Origin of the sequence: Streptomyces tendae (assembly GCF_014650435.1) — a bacterium.
Classification (GTDB): domain Bacteria; phylum Actinomycetota; class Actinomycetes; order Streptomycetales; family Streptomycetaceae; genus Streptomyces; species Streptomyces tendae.
In genome coordinates this window covers 1-22,986 of the sequence record NZ_BMUY01000028.1, presented here as the reverse complement: position 1 = coordinate 22,986, position 22,986 = coordinate 1, and the positions used below count along the sequence as shown (strand labels likewise).

Below are 22,986 nucleotides of genomic sequence, written 5' to 3'. Positions count from 1 at the left end.
CATGCTCCCCCATCGCTGGCGGCCGGGACGATCAGCACCGCAAGCTGTGGTCATCCAAGCAGCCGCTCCCGCCGGACGGTCGAGCGGCTCGCCCCAACTCTCGCATCCCAAGGGGGACCTTCCATGTCCGCACGCCGCATCACCCGTACCCGTCTGTTCGCCGCCACCACGGTCGCGCTGGCCGCACTCTCCCTGACGGCCTGCGAGGGCGACGAGCTCACCGGCTCCCCGGCGCCCGAATCCACCGCCTCCGCACCGGCGGACGGGAACAGCGCCCGGCCGGCGGGCGGCGCGAAGGGCGACACCGGTGAGACGGGCTCCACCGGCTCCACGGGCTCCAAGGGTTCCAACAGCTCCAATGGCTCCGCCGGAAACGGCAACGCGTCGGACTCCGGCTCCGGTTCGAACTCCGGCTCCGGAACCGGAGCCGACGAAGGGTCCGACAACTCCGACGGCTCCGACTCGGACGTCCCCGGCGAGTGCTCCGCGTCCGACGTACGGATCACCGCGGCGAACGCCCCCCGCCCGATCAACCACCTGCTGCTGACCGCCACCAACACCGGCTCGAAGACGTGCGCGCTGCCGCAGTACCCGGCGGCGCGGTTCGGCGAGGCCCAGTCGGTGCCGCCGGTCGCGGAGTCCAGCAAGCCGCAGTCGCTGACGACGCTGGCGCCCGGCGAGTCCGGCTACGCGGGCGTACGGCTGTCCTCCGGCGACGGCAGCGGCGAGAACGGCTACGAGACGAACACCCTCACCATCCCCTTCGAGGACGGCTCCATCGCCACGGTCAAGCTGCCCGCCGGCGGTGTGTACGTCGACACCGCGCTGACGGTCACCTACTGGCAGACCGACGCGTCCAACGCCCTCGAGTACTGAAGGGGTCAGCGCACCCGCACCCCGTGCACGAAGGGCCGGCACAGGTCGCTCAGCGCAGTGTGCGAGCGACCTCGGTTGCCCAGTACGTCAGGATGTTGCGCGCGCCCGCCCGCTTGATCCCGGTGAGGCTCTCCAGGATGGCCCGGTCGCGGTCGATCCAGCCCTTCTCGGCGGCGGCCTCGATCATCGAGTACTCGCCGGAGATCTGGTAGGCGGCGACGGGTACGTCCGAGACCTCGGCGACCTTGGCGAGGATGTCCAGGTAGGGACCGGCGGGCTTGACCATCACCATGTCGGCGCCCTCCTCCAGGTCCAGCGCCAACTCCCGCAGCGACTCCCGCGCGTTGGCGGAGTCCTGCTGGTAGGTCTTGCGGTCGCCCTTGAGCGACGAGCCGACGGCCTCCCGGAAGGGCCCGTAGAAGGCGGAGGCGTACTTGGCGGTGTACGCGAGGATCGCGACGTCCTCCCGCCCGATCTGGTCGAGGGCATCACGGACGACGCCGATCTGCCCGTCCATCATCCCGCTGGGCCCGACGACATGGGCGCCCGCGTCGGCCTGGACCTGAGCCATCTCGGCGTACCGCTCCAGGGTGGCGTCGTTGTCCACGCGCCCCTGGTCGTCGAGCACCCCGCAGTGACCGTGGTCGGTGAACTCGTCGAGACAGAGGTCGGACATCACGAGCAGCTCGTCCCCGACCTCGGCCCGCACGTCGCGCAGCGCGACCTGCAGGATCCCGTCGGGGTCGGTGCCCGCCGTCCCCGCGGCGTCCTTCTTCCCGTCCTCCGGCACCCCGAAGAGCATGATCCCGGAGACCCCGGCCTCCACCGCCTCCGCGGCCGCCTTCTTCAGGGTGTCCCGGGTGTGCTGCACGACCCCGGGCATCGCCCCGATCGGCACCGGCTCGCTCACGCCCTCACGGACGAAGGCGGGGAGGATGAAGTCGGCGGGGTGCAGCCGGGTCTCGGCGACCATCCGACGCATCACGGGGGTGGTACGCAGCCGCCGGGGCCGGGTGCCGGGAAAGGATCCGTACGTCGTCATACCACCTACGCTACGCCCGCCCCACCCGTGCCTTTGCCGACGGGGAGTCGGCCCCGGACCGGCCCCCGCCACGCTTGACCTCAACCAAACTTCAGCTTCTACGGTCGACGCCATGGACTACTCACACAGCGACGCCGAACTGATCCGCCAGCCCATCGGCTACTGGAGCTGGGCGGCGTACAAAGCCGTCGTCACCCGAACCCGGGCGGCCCTGGCCGAGCTCGGCACGACCCAGCCCCAGTGGTGGGTCCTCGCCCAAGTCGCCCGTGCCGACACCCCGAAGACCCGCGCCGAGGTCTCCGGCCTCCTGCGGAACTACCTCGATGCCGGCCCGGAGGCGATGGAGTCGGAGATCGACGCGACGATCGCGGCGGGCTGGATCACCGAGACCGCCTCCGACGGCCTGCTCTCCCTGACCCCGGAGGGCAGGACGTTCTTCGAGAAGGCAGCCGCCCTCCAGGACGACCTGTGGACGGAACGCCACACCGGAATCCCCGACGAGGACTACCTGACCACCATGAAGGTGCTCCAGCGCTTCATCCACAACACGGGCGGCCGGGCCTGGCACCACTGAGGGGTGTCCGATTCCTTCAAGGCGACGGCGACGGCGGCCCGCTACCGTCACCGGCATGAACAGCACGAGCAAGGAGTCACGCCACCTCGGCGTCCACATCGACCGCGCCGCGGCCGACGTCTACGCCTACGCCTCGAATCCGGCCAACCTGCCCGCGTGGGCCCACGGCCTCGGCACGTCCATCGAGAAGCGGGCGGACCACTGGGTCGCGGAGTCCGCCCCCATGGGCCGGGTCACCGTGACCTTCACCCCGCCCAACGACCTGGGCGTACTCGACCACCACGTCACGCTGCCCTCCGGGCAGACCGTCCACAACCCGGTCCGCGTCATCGCCGACGGCACGGCGAGCGAGGTGGTGTTCACCCTCCGCCGACAGCCGGGGACGTCCGACGCCGACTTCGAGCGCGACGCGGCCATGGTCACCGCCGACCTGGCCCGGCTGAAGGAGCTGCTGGAGTCCGCCTAGGACCCGTCGCGGCCCCGTCGCGGCCCCGGGACCTACGCGACGGTGACCCGCACGACGTGCTTGCCCCGGACGCCCCCGGCCTCCAGGGCGCGTTGGGCGTCGGCGGCCCGGTCGAGCGGGTGGACGGTGTCGACGACGGGGACGAGGTCGCCGTGCTCGGCGAGCCGGGCGGCCTCGGCGAGCAGCGCGCCCTCGGGGTTGCCGCTGAAGAAGCGGATCCGCCCCCTCCCGTGCGCGACGGAGCCGAGCACGGTACCGAGCCATGCGAGCGGCCGGTCGAGGTCGGGAGCGACGGCGACCATACGCCCGCCCGGCGCCAGCAGCCGCCGCACCCGGGCCTGCTCGGTGCCCACGGTGTCGAGGACGACGTCGAAACGGCCGAGGGTGGACAGCGGAGTCGTCCGGTGATCCAGCGCCTCCTCGGCCCCCAGCCCCCGCACGAAGTCGAGGTTCTTCGCACCGGCGAGCGCGACGACGTGTGCCCCCAGCAGCCTGCCGACCTGCACGGCGACACTGCCGACGCCGCCGCTCCCACCCCGCACCAGAAGCCGCTCGCCGGGTTGCAGGGCGGCCTTGTCGCGCAGCGCGGTCAGCGCCGTGGTCGCGCCCGCGAGCAGCGAGACGGCCTCCTCCGGCGTGAGGTTCGCGGGGGCGGACGCGATCCGCCGCGGGCTGACGGCGACGTATTCGGCCATGCTGCCGGTACGACGCCCCAGCAGCCCCCACACCCGCTCCCCCTCCCGCACCCCGGTGACGGCCGCACCGACTTCGGCGACCTCCCCCGCGAAGTCGATGCCGCACCCCTTGGGAAAGGCCCGCCCGGTCACCAGGCGCACCTTGCCGGCCCGGTCGTGCAGGTCGCCGCCGTTGACCCCGGCGGCGAGGACGCGCACCAGCACCTCGTCGGGGCCGATGGCCGGCACCGGCCGCCGCCCGACGTAGAGCACCTCGGGAGGGCCGTAACGGTCGAAGAGAACCGCCTTCATCTCACCCATGTCTCACCCATGTCTCCAGATCCACATCGCGCTCGGGAAGCGCGGAGGCGAGGCCCGCGTCCACGCCTGCGTTCACGCTAGGGTCATAAGTGGACGAGACCCTCCACTTACTCCGGAAGTGAGAAGCAATGCCTGACCAGCCCTCTCACAAGCCGCCCTCTCCGGCGGCCGGCGAGGCCCCGGCGGAGCTGCGCGCCGACGCCCGCCGCAACCGGGAACGCGTCCTGGACGCCGCGCGCGAGGTCTTCGCGGCGCGGGGCGTGGACGCCCCGATGAGCGCGGTCGCCCGCCGGGCCGGCGTCGGCGTGGCCACCCTCTACCGCCGCTTCCCCACCCGCTCGGCGCTCGTCACCGCCGCCTTCGAGGACCAGCTGGCCGTGTGCGCGAGCGCGTTCGAGGAGGCCATGGCCGACCCGAACCCGGGCCACGGCCTGTACACGCTCCTGGAAAAGGTCTGCACCACACTCGTCACCGACCACGGCTTCGAAACGGTCTTCATGGCCGGCTTCCCCGAAGCCCTGCACTACGACCGGGAACGCGCCTGCGCCGAGGAGCGCCTGGCGCACCTCGTCCAGCGCGCCCGCGACGCCGGCCAGCTCCGCGAGGACTTCGCCCCCGCCGACATCTCCCTGCTCCTCCTCGCGGTGAGCGGCCTGGCGGCCCAGCCCCCCGAAACCGCGCTCCCCGCCGCCCGCCGTCTCCTCACCTACCTCTTCCAGTCCTTCCAGGCCCACCCGCCGTCCCGCCCGGCCCCACTGCCCCCGGCCCCACCACTGGACCTGTCGGGCCTGCACCGACCACTGCCGGTGCGGACGGCTACCGTGCGGCCATGACCGAGACGCCCGGTGACGACCGCCGCCTACCACCGCCGGACTACCGCCCTCGTTGGAGAGGAAGTCAGCCCCTCGTTTGACGTGTTCACGTAGGTCGCGTTGGCAGGATCAGCACGTACCTCACCGACCACGACCAAGGGGGAACCATGGGTCGACTCCGTACACACGCCGCCGCGATCGGCACCGCCGTGGCTGCCACGACGGCGCTCCTCGCCGGTGGCACGGCGCAGGCCGCACCTGCCCAGACCGGCCAGTCCGAGGCGTCCGCCTCGGGCTACGTCCCCGGCGCGGACGCGGTGGCCGGGCAGTGCAAGGCATGGCTGAACAGGCGCTCCGACGGCGACGTACAGGCCGTCGGACAGTCCTGGAACAACAACGAGTGCCTCTTCGTCCTCCAGCGCAAGCGCGTCGGCTCGGGCGGATACGGCTGGACGGCCGTGTCCTACTCGTACTGGATCCTGAACTCCAAGAACTCGACCGGCTACCACTGGAACGGCGACAACGCCGGCTCCCGCGTCTGCCTGTGGAACTACACGACCGGCGCCGAGGACTGCGGCGCGGCGGTCTGGTAGAGGCACCGGCCCAGCCCGCCTCGGGCGGCGAACGGCCCGGCGGGACCTGATCCGCGAAACGACGACGGGGCACCCCTGATTCCAGGGGCGCCCCGTTCTTTCACCTCAGGTCGAGGACCGCCGTCTCCGTGACCCCGGGCGCCGTTCGCTCGGCCGGGTCACCGGGTCCCCCGCCTCCAGCGCCGCCGCCCGGCGGCGCAGGCCGAAGTCGGCCAGGGCCTCCGCCAGCTTGGTGACCGACGGCTCGGGGGACATCACGTCGACGCGCAGCCCGTGTTCCTCGGCCGTCTTGGCCGTCGCCGGGCCGATGCAGGCGATCACCGTGACGTTGTGCGGCTTGCCCGCGATGCCGACCAGGTTGCGGACCGTGGACGACGACGTGAAGAGCACCGCGTCGAAGCCGCCGCCCTTGATGGCCTCCCGGGTCGTGGCCGGCGGCGGCGAGGCGCGCACCGTGCGGTACGCGGTGACGTCGTCGACCTCCCAGCCCAGCTCGATCAGACCGGCGACCAGGGTCTCCGTGGCGATGTCGGCGCGGGGCAGGAAGACACGGTCGATCGGGTCGAAGACCGGGTCGTAGGGCGGCCAGTCCTCCAGGAGACCGGCGGCCGACTGCTCGCCGCTCGGGACCAGGTCCGGCTTGACGCCGAAGGCGATGAGGGCGTTGGCCGTCTGCTCGCCGACCGCCGCGACCTTGATGCCGGCGAAGGCGCGGGCGTCGAGGCCGTACTCCTCGAACTTCTCGCGGACCGCCTTCACCGCGTTGACCGACGTGAACGCGATCCATTCGTAGCGGCCCGTCACCAGGCCCTTGACCGCCCGCTCCATCTGCTGCGGGGTACGGGGCGGCTCCACCGCGATGGTCGGGACCTCACTGGGGACGGCCCCGTAGGACCGCAGCTGGTCGGAGAGCGAAGCCGCCTGCTCCTTCGTGCGCGGGACGAGGACCTTCCAGCCGAACAGCGGCTTGGACTCGAACCACGAGAGCTGGTCGCGCCGGGCGGGGGCGGAGCGCTCGCCGACCACGGCTATCACCGGGCGGCCGCCGTCCGGGGACGGCAGCACCTTCGCCTGCTTCAGGGTCTGGGCGACCGTGCCGAGCGTGGCGGACCAGGTGCGCTGCCGCGTCGTTGTACCGGCGATGGTCACCGTCAGCGGGGTGTCCGGCTTGCGGCCCGCCGACACCAGCTCACCGGCCGCCGCGGCCACCGAGTCCAGCGTCGTCGACACGACCACCGTGCCGTCGGAGGCGCCCACCTCGGTCCAGCAGCGGTCCGACGCCGTACGGGCGTCCACGAAGCGCACGTCCGCGCCCTGGGCGTCCCGCAGCGGCACACCGGCGTACGCGGGCACGCCGACGGCGTTCGCGATGCCGGGGACCACCTCGAAGGGCACCCCGGCCGCGGCGCAGGCCAGCATCTCCTCGGCGGCGTACGCGTCGAGCCCGGGGTCCCCGGTCACCGCACGCACGACCCGCCTGCCGCCCCGCGCGGCCTCCATGACAAGATGTGCGGCATCCCGCACAGCGGGGGCGCCGAGGGTCGTTGACGCACCGTCAACTACCGTCAGCTGGGGCGCGCCTGTGCCCGGATCCGACGGATCGGCATCCGTGTGCACTTCGGACACGCCCTGCTTCGCGTGCGTGCGTACGACGTCGAGCACCTCGTGCTCGGCGACGAGGACGTCCGCGTGCGCCAGCGCCTCGACGGCGCGCAGAGTCAGCAGTCCCGGATCTCCGGGTCCGGCACCGAGGAAGGTGACGTGCCCGTGTTCAGGACCGGCGGGAAGGGTGGTGGGGCTCACTGTGCTCGCTCCCCCATCAGACCGGCCGCGCCCTGGGCGAGCATCTCGGTGGCGAGTTCGCGACCGAGTGCCAGCGCCGCCTCGTGCGTCTCGGGCACGGGACCGGTGGTGGACAGCTGCACCAGCGTCGAGCCGTCGGTCGTGCCGACGACGCCGCGCAGGCGCATTTCCTTGACAATCTGCCCGTCGGCCAGAAGGTCGGCCAGCGCGCCCACAGGTGCGCTGCAGCCGGCTTCCAGGGCGGCGAGCAGTGACCGCTCGGCCGTTACGGCGGCCCGCGTGAACGGGTCGTCGAGTTCGGCGAGCGCGGCGATCAGCGCGGCGTTGTCCGCCGCGCACTCGATCGCCAGTGCCCCCTGGCCGGGGGCCGGCAAAACCGTGTCGACCGACAGGAAGTCGGTCACCTCGTCGATGCGGCCGACCCGGTTGAGCCCGGCGGCGGCCAGTACGACGGCGTCCAGTTCACCGCTGCGGACGTATCCGACGCGGGTGTCGACGTTGCCCCGGATCGGGACCGTCTCGATCTCCATCCCGTGGGTGCGGGCGTACGCGTTCAGCTGCGCCATGCGGCGCGGCGCTCCGGTACCGATGCGCGCCCCGCGCGGGAGGTCGGTCAGCTTGCGCGCGTCCCGGGCGACGACCACGTCCCGCGGGTCCTCGCGCTCCGGAATCGCGGCCACCACCAGGCCCTCGTGCTGCGCGGTGGGGAGGTCCTTGAGCGAGTGAACCGCGAAGTCCACCTCACCCCGCAGCAGCGCGTCGCGCAGCGCGGCGACGAACACGCCCGTGCCGCCGATCTGCGCCAGGTGCTCCCGCGACGTGTCGCCGTACGTGGTGATCTCGACCAGCTCAACGGGCCGACCGGTCACCTGGCTCACGGCGTCCGCCACCTGCCCGGACTGGGCCATGGCGAGCTTGCTCCGCCTGGTCCCCAGCCTCAGTGCCTTCTCAGTCATGCCGGCCCTCGGTTCTTCTCAGTGGTGCTGTTCTCGGCGCGGGAGACGGAGGCCACCGTTTCCTGGTCGAGGTCGAACAGGGTGCGCAGCGCGTCCGCGTACCCGGCACCGCCGGGTTCGGCGGCGAGCTGCTTGACCCGCACCGTCGGCGCGTGCAGCAGCTTGTCGACCACACGCTTGACGGTCTGGGTGATCTCGGCGCGGTGCTTGTCGTCGAGCCCCGGCAGCCGCCCCTCCAGGCGGGCGATCTCACCGGCCACCACGTCCGCGGCCATGCTGCGCAGCGCCACCACGGTGGGCGTGATGTGCGCGGCGCGCTGGGCGGCGCCGAACGCCGTGACCTCGTCGGCGACGATCCGGCGGACCATGTCCACGTCGGCGGCCATCGGTGCGTCGGCCGAGGCGTCGGCGAGCGACTCGATGTCCACCAGGCGCACCCCGGCCAGCCGGTGCACGGCGGCGTCGACGTCCCGCGGCATCGCGAGGTCGAGTAGGAAGAGCACGGGCTCGGGGCGCGGCACCTCGACGACCGGTTCCGGACGGCGGCGCTCGGGGATGCGGCCGACGCGGGTCGCCGTCGCGGCGAGGGCGCCGATCAGCTCGGTGTCCGCCTCCGGACCGCTCCGGCCCGTCTCGCGCGTCCGGTCCACCGCCGTACCGCCCGCGGCCCACGCCCCGTGCTGCTCCAGCGTCGCCGCGTCCATGCCGGCCACGGCGGCCTCGCCCATGACGGAGAAGCCGGAGGGGACGGAGGACACGGAGGACAGGTCGAGGGGGCAGTTCTCGTCGGCGGCACTCCCGGCACCCGGCAGTGGCGTTTCACCGGCTTCCCGTACGGCCGTCTCCCGTACGGCGGTTTCCCGTACGGCGGCGTCCGCGACGGCGGTGTCCGCGACGGCGGGGGCGCCGGTACGGCCCTCCACCGAGGCCACCACCGCGTCGGCCGTGAGGACCAGCCCGGTCGCGCCCGTGCAGGAAACGGCCACGTCGGCACGTGTCAGCTCGCCCGGCACCGAGTCCATCGGTACCGCGCGGGCCAGCACGTCCGTGTCGTCGCCCTCGGACAGGATCCGGGCGAGCCGCTCGGCGCGCTCGAAGGTGCGGTTGGCGACCACGATCTCGGCGACCCCCGCGCGCGCCAGCGTCGCGGCGGCCAGCGAGGACATCGAACCGGCGCCGATGACCAGCGCCCGCTTGCCCCGGGCCCACTGCTGGACGTCGGCTCCGGCGGACAGCTGCTCCAGGCCGAAGGTGACCAGGGACTGTCCGGCGCGGTCGATGCCGGTCTCGGAGTGGGCACGCTTGCCGACCCGGAGCGCCTGCTGGAACAGGTCGTTCAGCAGCCGTCCGGCGGTGTGCAGGTCCTGGGCGCGGGCCAGCGAGTCCTTTATCTGGCCGAGGATCTGCCCCTCGCCGACCACCATCGAGTCCAGCCCGCAGGCCACCGAGAACAGATGGTGGACGGCCCGGTCCTCGTAGTGCACGTAGAGGTACGGAGTGAGTTCCTCCAGGCCGACCCCGCTGTGCTGGGCGAGCAGCGTGGACAGCTCGGCGACACCGGCGTGGAACTTGTCCACGTCGGCGTACAGCTCGATGCGGTTGCAGGTGGCCAGCACCGCGGCCTCGGTAGCCGGTTCGGCGGCGACCGTGTCCTGGAGCAGCTTGAGCTGCGCGCCCGCGTTCAGGGACGCCCGCTCCAGCACGCTGACCGGCGCGCTGCGGTGGCTCAGCCCGACGACGAGGAGACTCATGCCGGCATCACGGCGGGCACGTCCCCGTCGGGTCCCTGGTCGGTGGAGGGCTGCTGCTGCTTGCGTGCGGCGACGGGCGGCACGGCATCCGCGTCGCCCGCGGCCTCCTCACCCGCCTTGCGCTGCTCGTGGAAGGCGAGGATCTGCAGCTCGATGGAGAGGTCGACCTTGCGCACGTCGACGCCCTCGGGGACGTTCAGTACCGTCGGCGCGAAGTTCAGGATGGAGGTGACACCGGCGGCCACGAGGCGGTCGCAGACCTGCTGGGCGGCGCCGGCGGGGGTCGCGATCACACCGATGGAGACACCGTCGTCCTGGATGATCTTCTCCAGCTCGTCGGTGTGCTGCACCGGGATGCCGGCGACGGGCTTTCCGGCCATCGACGGGTCGGCGTCGATGAGCGCGGCCACGCGGAAACCGCGGGACGCGAAGCCGCCGTAGTTGGCGAGCGCGGCACCGAGGTTACCGATTCCTACGATCACAACCGGCCAGTCCTGGGTCAGGCCGAGTTCGCGGGAGATCTGGTAGACGAGATACTCGACGTCGTAGCCGACACCGCGCGTCCCGTAGGAGCCCAGGTAGGAGAAGTCCTTGCGCAGCTTCGCGGAGTTGACCCCCGCGGCGGCCGCCAGCTCCTCGGACGAGACCGTGGGCACCGAGCGCTCGGAGAGCGCCGTCAGTGCGCGGAGGTACAGCGGAAGCCTGGCGACGGTGGCCTCGGGAATCCCTCGGCTGCGGGTCGCCGGTCGGTGTGTTCGGCCAGTTGCCACGGTGCTCCTGCGGGTAGAGCGGGGCTGTAGGCGGTCATACGTCCCTACATGACCGCCCCGTCGAATGCAGGCTATGTCTTTGTGAACGCGTGCACAAAGATGGTGTCCGATTTGCCCGGCCAACGTGACCGGGGTCACGCGCCCCCGGCGCACGGGACGGGAACCGGCGCGTACAGGCCCTCGTTCCTCACTCATCGGGGGCAAAGCCGCACACACTCCTCACGATCAACGCCCCCGAGACCTGGTCGCCATCGATCCTAAGCGACCATACGGACTACTTGTACTGATCGGTCAGTACCTTGCGCAGCCGTTCCTCGTTCACACGCCAGAAGGTGTGCTGCCGTCCGTCGACCAGGACGACCGGAATCTGTTCCCAGTACTGGTCGTGGAGCCCGCGGTCCTCGGTGATGTCCTTCTCCTCCCAGGGGACGCCGAGCTCGGCACAGACCTTCTCGACGACGAGCTGTGCGTCATCACACAGATGACAGCCGGGTTTGCGGATGAGGGTGACGAGATGGTTCTCGGAGTGCTCAGGGGGCTGCGTGGGCTTCCGGCGGAAGAGGGGACTCATGCCGGCCATTCTCGCGCGCACGGGCGCCCCCTCGCCGGGAGGCCGTTTAACGGCACGGTCGCCCAGAGTTCACGGCACGCGAACCTCTCGACTCCGAAGCACCCGAACAAACTGGCTATGCTCACGGGCATGGCCGCTCTTCGATGGCTCACTCCCCGTAGGCGCTCCGCCACGGCGCGGAGCGTGTTGGCAGGCGAGGCCTCGGCGGAGGCGGCGCGCAAGTCCGCAGAGGCCGCCGAGCTCGCCGAGACCCCCCTGGAAGCCGCCCCGGACTCCGGTGCCGCGGAGCCGGAGTTCCCGGTGCACGGCGACGACAGAGCAGCCGCCTTCTTCGACCTCGACAACACCGTCATGCAGGGCGCCGCGATCTTCCACTTCGGCCGAGGCCTGTACAAGCGGAAGTTCTTCGAGACCCGCGACCTGGCCCGCTTCGCCTGGCAGCAGGCGTGGTTCCGGCTGGCCGGGTTCGAGGACCCGGAGCACATGCAGGACGCCCGCGACTCGGCACTTTCGATCGTCAAGGGCCACCGCGTCTCCGAGCTGAAGTCGATCGGCGAGGAGATCTACGACGAGTACATGGCCGAGCGGATCTGGCCCGGCACCCGCGCCCTCGCCCAGGCCCACCTGGACGCCGGGCAGAAGGTCTGGCTGGTCACGGCGGCCCCGGTGGAGATCGCCCAGGTGATCGCCCGCCGCCTGGGCCTGACCGGTGCGCTCGGCACGGTGGCCGAGTCGATCGGCGGCGTCTACACGGGCAAGCTGGTCGGCGAACCGCTGCACGGCCCCGCGAAGGCGGAGGCGGTCCGGGCGCTGGCCACGGCGGAGCACCTGGACCTCTCCCGCTGCGCCGCCTACAGCGACTCGCACAACGACATCCCGATGCTGTCGCTGGTCGGACACCCGTACGCCATCAACCCGGACTCCAAGCTGCGCAAGCACGCCCGCGAGCTGGAGTGGCGGCTGCGCGACTACCGCACCGGGCGCAAGGCGGCCAAGGTCGGCATCCCCGCGGCCGCGGGCGTCGGCGCGGTGGCGGGCGGCACCGCGGCGGCCATCGCGCTGCACCGCCGCCGCCGTTGACCCGGTCGTCGACCGAGTCGACCAAGCCGTTGACCCAATCGGGATGACGTACCCCCCGGAGGGGCTCTCCAGTCCCCTGTACTCACATCGGCCACAACACGCTCTGTAGTCACCCGGAATTCGAACCGTTCCGGTCATCAAGCGATCATTCTGGCGCAGCTGATCGAGCGTCAATCGGGCACAGAAGCGACGTAATCGATGATTTGAGCAACTGGGCGTAGCAGTGCCTGCACGAAGCGTTATTCTCCTCAGACGCATTCCGGTGCCCCACCTTCGCTACGACGGGTGAATGGTTCCGTACTGCACGTGATGGAAGCTCTGCCTCTGGGAGTCCCGTGTACCCACACGTCGGGGTTGACGCCTCGGGCCTGGCTACGCTGCGCGCAACGGTCAAATCAGCCCAAGACCTGTTGCGCGGCTTCGTCCCCACCGCGTATGCCGTCCCCGCCCTCGCCGCGGCCGCCGTGCCCGCCGGTCCGTGCTACGCACTGGCCGAAGGAAGCGCCGCCGTCGGCAGACGAGCGCGGTCGTCCTCGTCCGGGGCCGCCGCCACCACCCACCGCCGCCCCGCCGCGGACAGCGACAGCGCCCGCATGATGGAGCTGGTCGAGCGGGCCCAGGCCGGTGAGGCCGACGCCTTCGGCCGGCTCTACGACCAGTACAGCGACACCGTGTACCGCTACATCTACTACCGCGTGGGGGGCAAGGCCACCGCCGAGGACCTCACCAGCGAGACCTTCCTGCGGGCCCTGCGGCGCATCGGCACCTTCACCTGGCAGGGGCGCGACTTCGGCGCCTGGCTGGTGACCATCGCCCGCAACCTGGTCGCCGACCACTTCAAGTCCAGCCGCTTCCGCCTCGAGGTCACCACCGGCGAGATGCTCGACGCCAACGAGGTCGAGCGCTCCCCCGAGGACTCCGTCCTGGAGTCGCTCTCCAACGCCGCACTGCTGGAGGCGGTACGACGGCTCAACCCGCAACAGCAGGAATGCGTGACCCTGCGCTTCCTCCAGGGCCTCTCGGTCGCCGAGACCGCCCGTGTCATGGGCAAGAACGAGGGCGCCATCAAGACGCTCCAGTACCGGGCCGTGCGGACCCTCGCCCGACTGCTCCCGGACGACGCCCGCTGAGAGAAGCCGCTGAGAGAGGCCGCTGAGGGACACCGCTGAGAGAGGCCACCGAGAAGGGCCGCTGAGAGACGCCCGCCGAGGAGCGCTTGCCGTCGGCACCCACGACTGGCGCTCACCCTTCGCGTTCCCCAAGTCACCGCCGGTGAAAGTCTGTTGAGTCCGCCGTCCGAGCATCCGCCGTCCGTAACCCAAGTGCCGCGCCGCTCGTTGTGCGGGATGCAGGCTCCCTGTGGTCACCCCCTGGCCGACCCCGATCACCCGATCGGATGGTTCCGACCCGGGCGTGCAACCCTCAGGACCCCCTGGGGAGTCGACCGTGATGACGAGAGGAGGTGCCGCCAGTGATCGCGAACGTATCGGCACACCGGCGGGCGAACGCCTTCGCCCAGGCCCTGGAGGAGCAGTCGGACCCCGGGGCGGCGGCCGAGCAGTCCGGAGGGCCGGCGACCGCCGGGGCCACCGCGGAACCGACCGAGCAGGGTCGCCTGGTGACCCTCGCCCATGGTCTGGAGACGCTGCCCCGGCCCAAGCTGGACCCCGAGGTCAAGGTCGTCCAGCGGGCCCAGCTCGTGGCCGCCTTCGAGGCCATGCTGCAGGAGGGCACCGCGAGCGGCGGGGCGACGGACACGTCGGTACCGGAGCAGCGTCGGGCGCGCGGCGCCCATCGGGCTGCCCCGCTGAGCAGGTTCCGGCCCCGCTCGCGGCTGGCCAAGGGCCTCACCGCGGGCGGACTGAGCGTGAGCGTGGCCGCCGGGGCCTTCGGCGGAGTGGCCGCGGCCAGTTCGGACGCCCTGCCCGGCGACTCGCTCTACGGACTCAAGCGCGGCATAGAGGACTTCCGCCTCGGCCTCGCCGACGGCAACGACGAGCGGGGCCGCGCCTACCTGGACCTCGCCTCGACCCGGCTCAGCGAGGCACGCCGGCTGATGGAACGCGGCCGCAGCGGCCCCCTCGACCACGAGTCCCTCGGCGAGGTCCGCCGCGCCCTGTCCGGCATGCGGCACGACGCCTCCGAGGGCCACCGCCTGCTCAGCGCGGCCTACGCCCACGATCCCGACTCGCTGGCCCCCATGCAGGCCCTCTCCGCCTTCTCCCAGTCCCACCGGGAGACCTGGGGAGCACTGCGCGAGCGGCTGCCCGTGCAGCTCGGTGACGTCAGTGAGCAGGTGTCGTCGGTGTTCGACGCCATAGACGACGACGTGGCTCCGCTGGAGTCCATGCTGCCCCGGCCGCCCGCCGAGGACGAGGACGGCGGAGACGGCGGTCTGCCGGGCGGTTCCGGCTCGACGACCACCGACACCCCCGGCTCCGGCCACTCGTCGCCGCCCCGCACGGGTGACGACGGCACGTCCGAACGCGGACGGTCCCAGTCCGGCCGGCCCAGCGAGTCCGCCGACTCCGGCGACGAGAGCGACGGCCTGCTCGGCGGCGGCACCGGCGGCCTCCTCGACCCGCCGAAGGACGACAGCGGCACCGCCTCCCCGCCCGCGGGCGGCAACACCCCGCCCGCGGAGCCGGACGTCACCCTCCCGCCCCTCCTCCCGGGCCTCCTGCCCGGCCTGGGCATCGAGGCGGAGGACGCGGACTGAACACGGTGGGGCGCCCCGACACCGGGGGCGCCCCACCGTCGTAAGGCCGTCAGAGGAACACCGTCGTGCCGCCGGTCAGAAGAACACCGACCGTCGCTGCACCAGCAGCTTGTAGAGCGTGTGCTGGATCTGTTCCCTCACCTGGTCGGTCAGGTTGAACATCAGCACCGGATCCTCGGCCGCCTCCGGGGCGTAGCCGTCCGTCGGGATCGGCTCACCGAACTGGATCGTCCACTTCGTCGGCAGCGGCACCGCGCCCAGCGGCCCCAGCCACGGGAAGGTCGGCGTGAGCGGGAAGTACGGGAAGCCCAGCAGCCGCGCCAGGGTCTTGGAGTTGCCGATCATCGGGTAGATCTCCTCCGCCCCGACGATCGAGCACGGCACGATCGGCACACCCTGCCGCAGGGCCGTGGAGACGAAGCCGCCCCGTCCGAAGCGCTGGAGCTTGTAGCGCTCGCCGAAGGGCTTGCCGATGCCCTTGAAGCCCTCCGGCATCACGCCTACCAGCTCGCCCTGCGCCAGCAGCCGTTCGGCGTCCTCGGCGCAGGCCAGGGTGTGGCCCAGCTTGCGTGCCAGCTCGTTGACCACCGGCAGCACGAACACCAGGTCCGCCGCCAGCAGCCGCAGGTGCCGGTCGGCCGGATGGTGGTCGTGCACGGCGACCTGCATCATCAGTCCGTCCAGCGGCAGCGTCCCGGAGTGGTTGGCGACGATCAGCGCACCGCCCTGGGCCGGGATGTTCTCCACGCCCTTCACCTCGACCCGGAAGTACTTCTCGTACATCGGGCGCAGCAGGGACATCAGCACCTGGTCGGTCAGCTCGGCGTCGTAGCCGAAGTCGTCGACCTCGTAGTCCCCCGTGAGCCGACGGCGCAGGAAGGACAGGCCGGCCGCGACGCGCCGCTCCAGGCCGCCGTCCCCGCCGCCGTCCTCTCCGCCGCCCTCCGCCGTCGGCCGGGCCCCGGGCGACTCGTCCGGCTCGGCAGCGGGGCCCTGGGCGGCGGCCCCCCGTACGGGCAGCGGCTGCACCTCGCCCCCCGGACCCTCGCCCACCGGCGCCGACTCGGCCGCACTGCCCCTGCGCCGGCTCCCCGCGCCGCGGCTCCCCCGCGACCGGTCGTCGTCGAACGGAATGACCTTGGCGTCCGCCATCGTTGATGCGCTCCTCAGTTGGCGCTCTGCGTCGGAAGGTGACCGCTGCCCCGCAGCGACAGCTCCGCGATCCGGTCGACGGCCCCCGCGAGGGCCTCGGGCGGCAGCAGCCCGGCACCGCGGCCGCGGGCGAAGTCCGCGAACGCCTCCGCCGTGGAGTACTTCGGCCGGAAGCCCAGCGTCTCGCGCATCTGCGTGGTGTCCACCACCCGCCCGTGGGTGAGCAGCCGGATCTGCTCGGGGGAGAAGTCCGTCATCCCCAGCGTACGCACGAGCGAACCCGCCCAGGTGACCGCCGGCAGCAGCAACGGCACCGTGGGACGGCCGAGGCGGCGCGAGCACTGCGAGAGCAGCAGCACACCGTCCCCGGCGATGTTGAAGGTCCCGCTGTTCAGCGTGCCCCGCCGCGGCTCGTCCGCGCAGACCCGCAGCACCGCGATCACGTCGTCCTCGTGCACGAACTGCAGCCGCGGGTCGTAGCCGAACACCGTCGGCAGCACCGGCAGTCCGAAGTACGAGGCGAGCGGCGTGTCCGCGGCCGGACCGAGGATGTTGGCGAACCGCAGCACGGTCACCGACACGTCCGGCCGACGGCGCGCGAACCCCCGCACGTACCCCTCGACCTCGACCGCGTCCTTGGCGAAGCCGCCGCTGGGCAGGGACTTGGGCGCCGTGGTCTCGACGCAGACCGCCGGGTCGCGCGGGGCGGACCCGTAGACGTTCGTACTGGACTTCACCACGAGCCGACGCACGGTCGGCGACTTCTGGCAGGCGCCGAGGAGCTGCATCGTGCCGATGACGTTGGTCTCCTTCACCGAGGCCCGGCTGCCGCTGCCCAGCGGCGTGCCCGTCACGTCCAGGTGCACGACCGTGTCGGCACGGGTCTGGGCCAGCACCCGCCCGATGGCCGACTGCCGGATGTCCGCCTGGACGAACTCCGCGCCGCCCAGATGGTGCTCGGGCGCGACGGCGTCCACGCCGATCACCCGGTCCACGTCGGGATCACGCTGGACGCGCCGGACGAACCGGCCGCCCAGCTGCCGGGCCACTCCGGTCACGAGCACGACCTTGCCCAAGATCAGCGCCTTCCTTCCGCCTGCTCCACAGCCTGCCGCGTTCCCCGTCTGCGGGCCAACTTAGCCGGTAGGTGTTGCGCGGTGATGACCGCAGGACGCGGCGCATGACGAAAAACGACGCCCGGACGACTGTGGCCGAACGACGACGGCCGAACGACTGTGGCCCCCCACCGAATGCGGTGGGGGGCCACAGACCACGCCGACGGCGCAGCGTCGCTTACTTCTTGTTGCGACGCTGAACGCGCGTGCGCTTCAGCAGCTTGCGGTGCTTCTTCTTGGCCATCCGCTTACGCCGCTTCTTGATAACAGAGCCCACGACAGTCCTCGCTCACTTCTCATCACTCGGTTGGTGAGCGCCATGGGCCCACACGACCTACGAGGGGCCAGCCTACCGGTCCGAGCGCTGAGGTCGTAATCGAGGGCCGTCAGGCCGTTTCCACCCCCACGTAGCTCTCGCGGAGGTACTCGTGAACCGCTTGCTCCGGGACACGGAACGACCGTCCCACCCGGATCGCGGGCAGATGACCGCTGTGCACCAACCGGTACACGGTCATCTTGGACACACGCATCACCGAGGCGACCTCCGCCACGGTAAGGAACTGAACCTCGTTCAGAGGCCTTTCGCCAGCTGCAGCCATGACACACCTGAACCTTCCGCACTCGACGGCCACCGGCTTCCCCTTCCGGTGACTCTTCGTCGCTGCGTGCTCACTCCCCAATGTAGGGGCGGGTGATGCGAATGGGGAAGAGGTGCACCCATCGCTTCCCTACCGTGACAGACACGCCCGATTGAGTACGTAGCGGGTAAGCGGTCGGTAGTACTCGGACCGCACAGCGTCATCAAGTGGAACGGCGACGGACACGCGCCCCTCGGCCTGCCCGACGAAGACCGCGGGATCGTCCGTATCGGCCGGCCCGATGGCCTCGAACCCCAGCTGACCTGCCCCGCAGGCCCACCCGTGGTCCCCGATCACCAACTCGGGCAGCGGTCCACCGCCCTCGGCCGCGGCAGCCAGCGCGACCCGAACCGGCAGCGGCGAGTGCGTGTGCGCGCCGGGCTCACCACCGGCGCGCCCGGCACCGGGCTCCCGCACCAACGCGACTCCGCGGACATAGTCGAGGTTGTGCGTGCGTAGACCGAACCGGGTCGTTATGTCGACACAGCGACCCTTCGCCGGGGTGAGGACAGCACATCCCGCCGCCGACAGCGCCTCGGCCAAGGCGACGTAGAAACCGAGCAGTCGATGCGGGTGCCCGGTGCCGAGCAGCACCGGAGCGCGACGCCCGGCGACCGCCGCGAGCCGGTCGGCGAACGCGTCCAGCGCCGCGAGGGTCCGGTCCGGGTCGATGACGTCCTGGCCGGAGACATCACGCGGATCGGCCGAAACCCCGCACCTCTCCGCCATCAGCCCGAGCAGCTCCCGCGGCCCCCAGTCCCGCTCCGGATCGATCCCGATCAGCGCCCGGGGATCCCGGGCGGCGAACAACCGGTAACTCCGCAGACTCACCTCCCGAGAGGTCGCCACTACGCCGGCCAGCCGAACATCAAGAAGATGAGCCCGAAGAGCTCCACGGGTCAGCACACCCCCGATGCTGCCGTGCCGCTCGGCGAGCGGAGCAGAAAACGGCAGAATCTACCCACGGTCGGCGTAGCCAGGTAACTGCGGGCAATCGCCGCCGCCCTAGCTGCGGGCAGTCGTGCCGCTGGGGCGGCACGGGTGGGCGCAGCGGCACCCCGCACCGCCGGGCAGCGCACCGCCCCCGCCCCGCACCAACACCGGGCAACCGGAAAACGCCCCCCGAGAAACCCCTACGGCAAAAGCCCCCGCAACGGAAACACCGCCCGCCGAGCCGCCCGCACCGCCTGATCCACCCGATCCGCAGGGTCGTACCCCGCCTCCCACGAGGCGTACGACACCGGCCACCGCCCATCAGTCATCCGCATCGGCCCCAGCTGCCGCGTCCGCGCATACACCTCCTGCCGCCACCCCTCCGGGATCACCGTCTCCGGCTCCACCGGCCGCCCCGCCGCGACCCCCACCAGATGCGCCCACGACCGCGGCACCACCTCCACCACGGCGTAGCCCCCGCCCCCGAGAGCCACCCACCGCCCCCCGGCGTACTCGTGCGCCAGCTCGTGACACGCCACCTGCACCGCCCGCTGCGCGTCCAGCGACACCGCCAGATGCGCCAGCGGATCCTCGAAGTGCGTATCGGCACCGTGCTGCGTCACCAGCACCTGCGGCCGGAACTCCGCCAGGACCTCCGGCACCACCGCGTGGAACGCCCGCAGCCACCCCGCGTCCCCGGTCCCCGCCGGCAGCGCGACGTTCACGGCCGACCCCTCGGCGCGGTCCGCTCCCGTCTCCTCCGGCCACCCGGTCTGCGGGAACAGCGTCGCCGGATGCTCGTGCAGCGACACCGTCAGCACCCGCGGGTCCTCCCAGAACGCCGCCTGCACCCCGTCCCCGTGGTGCACGTCGACGTCCACGTACGCGACCCGCTCCACGCCCAGCTCCAGCAGCCGCGCGATCGCCAGCGCCGCGTCGTTGTACACGCAGAACCCGGACGCCGCCCCCGGCATCGCGTGGTGCAGCCCGCCCGCGAAGTTCACCGCGTGCAGCGCGTCCCCGCGCCACACCGCCTCCGCCGCCCCCACCGACTGCCCGGCGATCAGCGCGGACACCTCGTGCATCCCCGCGAAGGCCGGATCGTCGATCGTCCCGAGCCCGTACGACACGTCAGCCGCCCCGGGATCGGCCGACGCCGCCTTCACCGCGTCGATGTAGTCCTCGCGGTGGACGAGCCGCAGCGTCGAGTCCCCGGCGGGGCGCGCCGCGACGACCTCCACCTCCCGGTCGAGCCCGAGGGCACCGACCAGACTCCGGGTCAGGGCGAGCCGGACCGGGTCCATCGGATGCTCCGGTCCAAAGTCATAGCCCGTTACTGCCTCGTCCCACATCAGCTGTGCGCGGCCGCTCATGCCCGCCACCGTATCGGTCCGGTTGAGCCTCGAACGACCTGGCGTACACGACCGTCACCAGCACCAACACCATCGGCACGAGCATCGCCCCGCGATAACTCCAGGCATCCCCCAACGCCCCCACCAACGGTGAACCGATCAGGAAGCCGACGTAGTTGAACACGTTGAGTCGCGCCACCGCCGCATCCGACGCCCCCGGACGACCGTCCCGCTCCGCCGCCAGCCGCCCCGCCGCCGCGAACGTCTGCGGCACCAGCACACACAACCCGAGCCCCAGCAGCGTGAACCCGAGCATCCCCACCCAGGCCCCCGGCGCCGACGCCACCACGGCGAACCCGCCGGCCGCGACGACCGCCCCACCCCGCACCACCGCCACGGCACCGAACCGGCGTACCCCGAAGTCCCCGACGGCCCGCCCGACCAGCGTGGTCACCATGTAGACGTTGTACGGCACGGTGGCCAGCTGCTCCGAACTCCCCAGCACGTCCTGGAGGTACTTGGCGCTCCAGTTGGAGACGGTGGAGTCCCCGATGTACGCGAACGTCATCACCAGGCACAGCGGCAACAGCACCTTGAAGCCGACGCCCGCACCGGCTCCGCCCCCGCTTCGCCCCGTACTCGCGTCACCCGCCACGCCGCCGCGTTCCCCGTCGACGTACCACCGACTCCCCACCAGCGCGGCCGGCAACAGCAGCACCACGACCTGCAGGTACGACACCCACAGCGCCAGGTCCCAGTGCGCGCCCGCCCACGCCAGCGAGGCCCCCAGGATCCCGCCCAGGCTGTACGCCGCGTGGAACCCGAGCATGATGCTGCGCCCGTACGCCCGTTGCAGGCTCACCCCGAGCATGTTCATCGACGCGTCCAGCGCGCCCACGGCCAGCCCGAAGACGGCCAGGGCGACGGCCAGCACCGCCACCCTGTCCCCCGCCCCGACGCCGAGCAGCGCCAGCAGCACCACCGGCTGGGACCAGCGCAGCAGCCGGCTCGGCCGCACCCGCCGCACCAGGCGCTCGCTCACCACGCTCCCGACACCGGCCAGGATCGGCACGGCGGCCAGGAAGACGGGCAGCAGCGCGTCGGAGACGCCGTACCGGTCCTGGATGGCCGGGATACGCGTCACCAGCAGCGCGAAGGCGACGCCTTGGGCGAAGAAGCCGAACGCGAGCGAGGCCCTGCCGTGCCGCAGCACATCAGTCATGGCGGCGAGCGTAGAGCTCCGGCTTACCCGTGGGTAGATCCAACCAAAGATGAATTCTTCTCAGCTTCCAGGACCGCACCGCCCACGCGGACCGCGTCGTGCTCCGGGCCGGCCGCTCCGATCATGTGGACCATGGGCCCCGCCCCCAGCGCACCGCTCACCACGAACGCGACGACCATCGTGACGATCATGACGACCGTACCGAGCCACACCATCGTGTCGACGGACAGCGTGTAGACCCCCACGATCCGCAGCGCGCACTCCCCGATGAAGGCGATCCCCCACACCGCCGAGAACCGCAGCTCCGCCCGCCTGAACGCCGCCGACTCCCGCCGCAGCCTCCCCCAGGCCGCCTCCCGGCCCGGGTCGCCCTTCACCAGCCACGGCTTGAGCGTCGCCGTCATCATCGGCCGCCCGAGCAGCACCGACCCCAGCAGCGCGAACCCGACCAGGCTGGTGATCGCGCTGTCCTTGACCAGCATCAGCCGGGCGTCGCCCGTGCCGAAGCCGACCAGCAGCCCGGCCAGGTTGGCCAGCAGGATGAGCAGCGGCAGCGCGTTCACCTCCCGCTGCCTCAGGACGCCCCACCCGGTGCGCAGCGCGGGCACGACACTGCTCCAGCCGAGCGCCGCGACCGCGCTCATTCCGAACGCGCCCTTCAGCAGGTAGTACGACCCGACGGGTACTGCCACATCCAGGAGCAGCGACACGACGGTCCGGGACTTACGAGGCTTGGTCATGCACTCAGCTTCGCGGCCGGACAGGGTCCCGCAGTAGAAACACCCGTCCAGAACAGCGCATGACAATTGTCAGGCGAGAACCAGGTCGGCCAGCTCCCCCATGTCCCCGAACAGTCGAGTAGCCCCCGCGAGCTTGTCGGCGGGCGTCATCGCGGTGAACCCGTACACGTCCATACCGGCCGCGACGGCGGCCCGGACACCGAGGGGACTGTCCTCGACCACGGCACACCGCTCCGGCGCCACGCCCATCCGCTCGGCCGCGTGCAGGAACAGATCCGGCGCCGGCTTGCCCCGCCCCACGTCCTGCGAGCTGAAGATCCGCTCGTCGTCGAACCACCGGTCGAGCCCGGTCTTGCGATGCCCCGTCCGAATCCGCTCGTGACTCCCGGAAGAGGCCACGCAGTACGCCACCCCGTCCGCGGCAAGCTTCTCCAGGACATCGACGGCGCCGGGAACGGGCTCCAGCTCCCGCTCGAAGGCGGCGAACACCCGCCCGTGGAAGACGTCGTCGAAGTCCGAGGGCAGTCGCCGGCCCGTGCGCTCCAGCACGAGGTCGTGCACGCGGTGCATGGCACCACCCATGTAGTCCCGCAGCGAGTCCTCGTAGGACGTCGGGTGCCCCAGCTCGGTGAGATAGCCGGCGAGGAGCCGATTGGAGATCGGCTCACTGTCGACGAGAACACCGTCGTTGTCGAAGATAACCAGGTCGTAGCGCATACAGAGACCCTAAACGCAGAAAACCCCGCACCGTTCCCGGTGCGGGGTTTCCTCGCAATGATTGTTCGGCGGCGTCCTACTCTCCCACAGGGTCCCCCCTGCAGTACCA

Annotated in this window: 24 protein-coding genes; 8 read left to right on the top strand and 16 right to left on the bottom strand. The window is 71.6% G+C overall.

Annotation, left to right across the window (positions count from 1 at the left end):
* Nucleotides 1-123 precede the first annotated feature (123 nt).
* Nucleotides 124-876 carry a DUF4232 domain-containing protein gene (locus IE258_RS39145; protein ID WP_189750560.1) on the top strand — a complete coding sequence of 251 codons (753 nt, stop codon included), beginning with the start codon at nt 124-126 and terminating at the stop codon, nt 874-876.
* Between the two features lie 49 nt (nt 877-925).
* Here the strand turns inward: IE258_RS39145 and hemB are convergent, their stop codons facing one another.
* On the bottom strand, nt 926-1,918 hold the full coding sequence (gene hemB / locus IE258_RS39140; RefSeq protein WP_159328526.1) for a porphobilinogen synthase: 993 nt from the start codon (nt 1,916-1,918) through the stop codon (nt 926-928).
* A gap of 112 nt (nt 1,919-2,030) precedes the next feature.
* Here hemB and IE258_RS39135 point away from each other — a divergent pair, with 112 nt between their 5' ends.
* Together IE258_RS39135 and IE258_RS39130 are read left to right on the top strand one after the other, a co-directional pair.
* A complete protein-coding gene (locus IE258_RS39135) occupies nt 2,031-2,492 on the top strand; it encodes a MarR family winged helix-turn-helix transcriptional regulator (protein ID WP_189750559.1) in 462 nt (153 codons plus the stop codon).
* Between the two features lie 55 nt (nt 2,493-2,547).
* On the top strand, nt 2,548-2,958 hold the full coding sequence (locus tag IE258_RS39130; protein ID WP_189750558.1) for an SRPBCC family protein: 411 nt from the start codon (nt 2,548-2,550) through the stop codon (nt 2,956-2,958).
* A 32-nt stretch (nt 2,959-2,990) separates the two neighbouring features.
* On the opposite strand, the gene IE258_RS39125 is transcribed toward IE258_RS39130, so the two are convergent.
* Nucleotides 2,991-3,953: an NAD(P)-dependent alcohol dehydrogenase gene (locus IE258_RS39125; RefSeq protein WP_189750557.1), complete on the bottom strand. Its 963-nt coding sequence runs from the start codon at nt 3,951-3,953 to the stop codon at nt 2,991-2,993.
* A 128-nt stretch (nt 3,954-4,081) separates the two neighbouring features.
* Here IE258_RS39125 and IE258_RS39120 point away from each other — a divergent pair, with 128 nt between their 5' ends.
* Together IE258_RS39120 and IE258_RS39115 are read left to right on the top strand one after the other, a co-directional pair.
* On the top strand, nt 4,082-4,786 hold the full coding sequence (locus IE258_RS39120) for a TetR/AcrR family transcriptional regulator (protein WP_189750556.1): 705 nt from the start codon (nt 4,082-4,084) through the stop codon (nt 4,784-4,786).
* Between the two features lie 146 nt (nt 4,787-4,932).
* Nucleotides 4,933-5,358 carry a hypothetical protein gene (locus tag IE258_RS39115; RefSeq protein WP_189750555.1) on the top strand — a complete coding sequence of 142 codons (426 nt, stop codon included), beginning with the start codon at nt 4,933-4,935 and terminating at the stop codon, nt 5,356-5,358.
* Between the two features lie 105 nt (nt 5,359-5,463).
* Here IE258_RS39115 and IE258_RS39110 read toward each other — a convergent pair whose 3' ends face one another.
* The 5 genes from IE258_RS39110 to IE258_RS39090 form a co-directional block, all read right to left on the bottom strand.
* Complete coding sequence (locus IE258_RS39110; RefSeq protein ID WP_189750554.1) at nt 5,464-7,161, bottom strand: bifunctional uroporphyrinogen-III C-methyltransferase/uroporphyrinogen-III synthase; 1,698 nt, start codon at nt 7,159-7,161, stop codon at nt 5,464-5,466.
* Nucleotides 7,158-8,117 carry a hydroxymethylbilane synthase gene (gene hemC, locus IE258_RS39105; RefSeq protein WP_189750553.1) on the bottom strand — a complete coding sequence of 320 codons (960 nt, stop codon included), beginning with the start codon at nt 8,115-8,117 and terminating at the stop codon, nt 7,158-7,160. Before hemC ends, IE258_RS39110 begins: the two co-directional genes overlap by 4 nt.
* The gene (locus IE258_RS39100) at nt 8,114-9,868 is read right to left on the bottom strand and encodes a glutamyl-tRNA reductase (protein ID WP_189750552.1); all 1,755 of its coding nucleotides are present in this window, start codon (nt 9,866-9,868) and stop codon (nt 8,114-8,116) included. The genes hemC and IE258_RS39100 overlap by 4 nt, the downstream gene beginning before the upstream one ends.
* A complete protein-coding gene (locus tag IE258_RS39095; RefSeq protein ID WP_189750551.1) occupies nt 9,865-10,638 on the bottom strand; it encodes a redox-sensing transcriptional repressor Rex in 774 nt (257 codons plus the stop codon). The genes IE258_RS39100 and IE258_RS39095 overlap by 4 nt, the downstream gene beginning before the upstream one ends.
* 274 nt (nt 10,639-10,912) lie before the next feature.
* On the bottom strand, nt 10,913-11,218 hold the full coding sequence (locus IE258_RS39090; protein WP_159328624.1) for a glutaredoxin family protein: 306 nt from the start codon (nt 11,216-11,218) through the stop codon (nt 10,913-10,915).
* Between the two features lie 120 nt (nt 11,219-11,338).
* Between IE258_RS39090 and IE258_RS39085 the strand changes: the two genes are divergently transcribed.
* From IE258_RS39085 to IE258_RS39075, 3 genes are all read left to right on the top strand, one after another.
* Nucleotides 11,339-12,289: an HAD family hydrolase gene (locus tag IE258_RS39085; protein ID WP_189750550.1), complete on the top strand. Its 951-nt coding sequence runs from the start codon at nt 11,339-11,341 to the stop codon at nt 12,287-12,289.
* 335 nt (nt 12,290-12,624) lie between these two features.
* On the top strand, nt 12,625-13,419 hold the full coding sequence (locus IE258_RS39080) for an ECF subfamily RNA polymerase sigma factor, BldN family (protein WP_007443701.1): 795 nt from the start codon (nt 12,625-12,627) through the stop codon (nt 13,417-13,419).
* Between the two features lie 341 nt (nt 13,420-13,760).
* Nucleotides 13,761-15,008, top strand: a complete 1,248-nt coding sequence (locus IE258_RS39075) for a DUF5667 domain-containing protein (RefSeq protein ID WP_189750549.1) — start codon at nt 13,761-13,763, stop codon at nt 15,006-15,008.
* A 75-nt stretch (nt 15,009-15,083) separates the two neighbouring features.
* Here the strand turns inward: IE258_RS39075 and IE258_RS39070 are convergent, their stop codons facing one another.
* The 9 genes from IE258_RS39070 to IE258_RS39030 form a co-directional block, all read right to left on the bottom strand.
* Nucleotides 15,084-16,160 carry a lysophospholipid acyltransferase family protein gene (locus IE258_RS39070; protein ID WP_189750548.1) on the bottom strand — a complete coding sequence of 359 codons (1,077 nt, stop codon included), beginning with the start codon at nt 16,158-16,160 and terminating at the stop codon, nt 15,084-15,086.
* A 14-nt stretch (nt 16,161-16,174) separates the two neighbouring features.
* Nucleotides 16,175-17,236 carry an NAD-dependent epimerase/dehydratase family protein gene (locus tag IE258_RS39065; RefSeq protein WP_127896694.1) on the bottom strand — a complete coding sequence of 354 codons (1,062 nt, stop codon included), beginning with the start codon at nt 17,234-17,236 and terminating at the stop codon, nt 16,175-16,177.
* A gap of 217 nt (nt 17,237-17,453) precedes the next feature.
* On the bottom strand, nt 17,454-17,552 hold the full coding sequence (locus IE258_RS39060) for a 30S ribosomal protein bS22 (protein WP_003948845.1): 99 nt from the start codon (nt 17,550-17,552) through the stop codon (nt 17,454-17,456).
* A gap of 109 nt (nt 17,553-17,661) precedes the next feature.
* A complete protein-coding gene (locus IE258_RS39055) occupies nt 17,662-17,874 on the bottom strand; it encodes a helix-turn-helix domain-containing protein (RefSeq protein WP_004984898.1) in 213 nt (70 codons plus the stop codon).
* A 129-nt stretch (nt 17,875-18,003) separates the two neighbouring features.
* Complete coding sequence (locus IE258_RS39050) at nt 18,004-18,819, bottom strand: phosphatase (RefSeq protein WP_189750547.1); 816 nt, start codon at nt 18,817-18,819, stop codon at nt 18,004-18,006.
* Between the two features lie 227 nt (nt 18,820-19,046).
* A complete protein-coding gene (locus IE258_RS39045; protein ID WP_159328513.1) occupies nt 19,047-20,219 on the bottom strand; it encodes an acetoin utilization protein AcuC in 1,173 nt (390 codons plus the stop codon).
* Nucleotides 20,170-21,420 (bottom strand): MFS transporter, encoded by a 1,251-nt coding sequence (locus IE258_RS39040; protein ID WP_189750546.1) that lies wholly within the window; start codon nt 21,418-21,420, stop codon nt 20,170-20,172. The genes IE258_RS39045 and IE258_RS39040 overlap by 50 nt, the downstream gene beginning before the upstream one ends.
* A 23-nt stretch (nt 21,421-21,443) precedes the next feature.
* The gene (locus IE258_RS39035) at nt 21,444-22,160 is read right to left on the bottom strand and encodes a VC0807 family protein (RefSeq protein ID WP_189750545.1); all 717 of its coding nucleotides are present in this window, start codon (nt 22,158-22,160) and stop codon (nt 21,444-21,446) included.
* A gap of 69 nt (nt 22,161-22,229) precedes the next feature.
* Complete coding sequence (locus IE258_RS39030; protein ID WP_189750544.1) at nt 22,230-22,877, bottom strand: HAD family hydrolase; 648 nt, start codon at nt 22,875-22,877, stop codon at nt 22,230-22,232.
* Nucleotides 22,878-22,986: the final 109 nt, after the last annotated feature.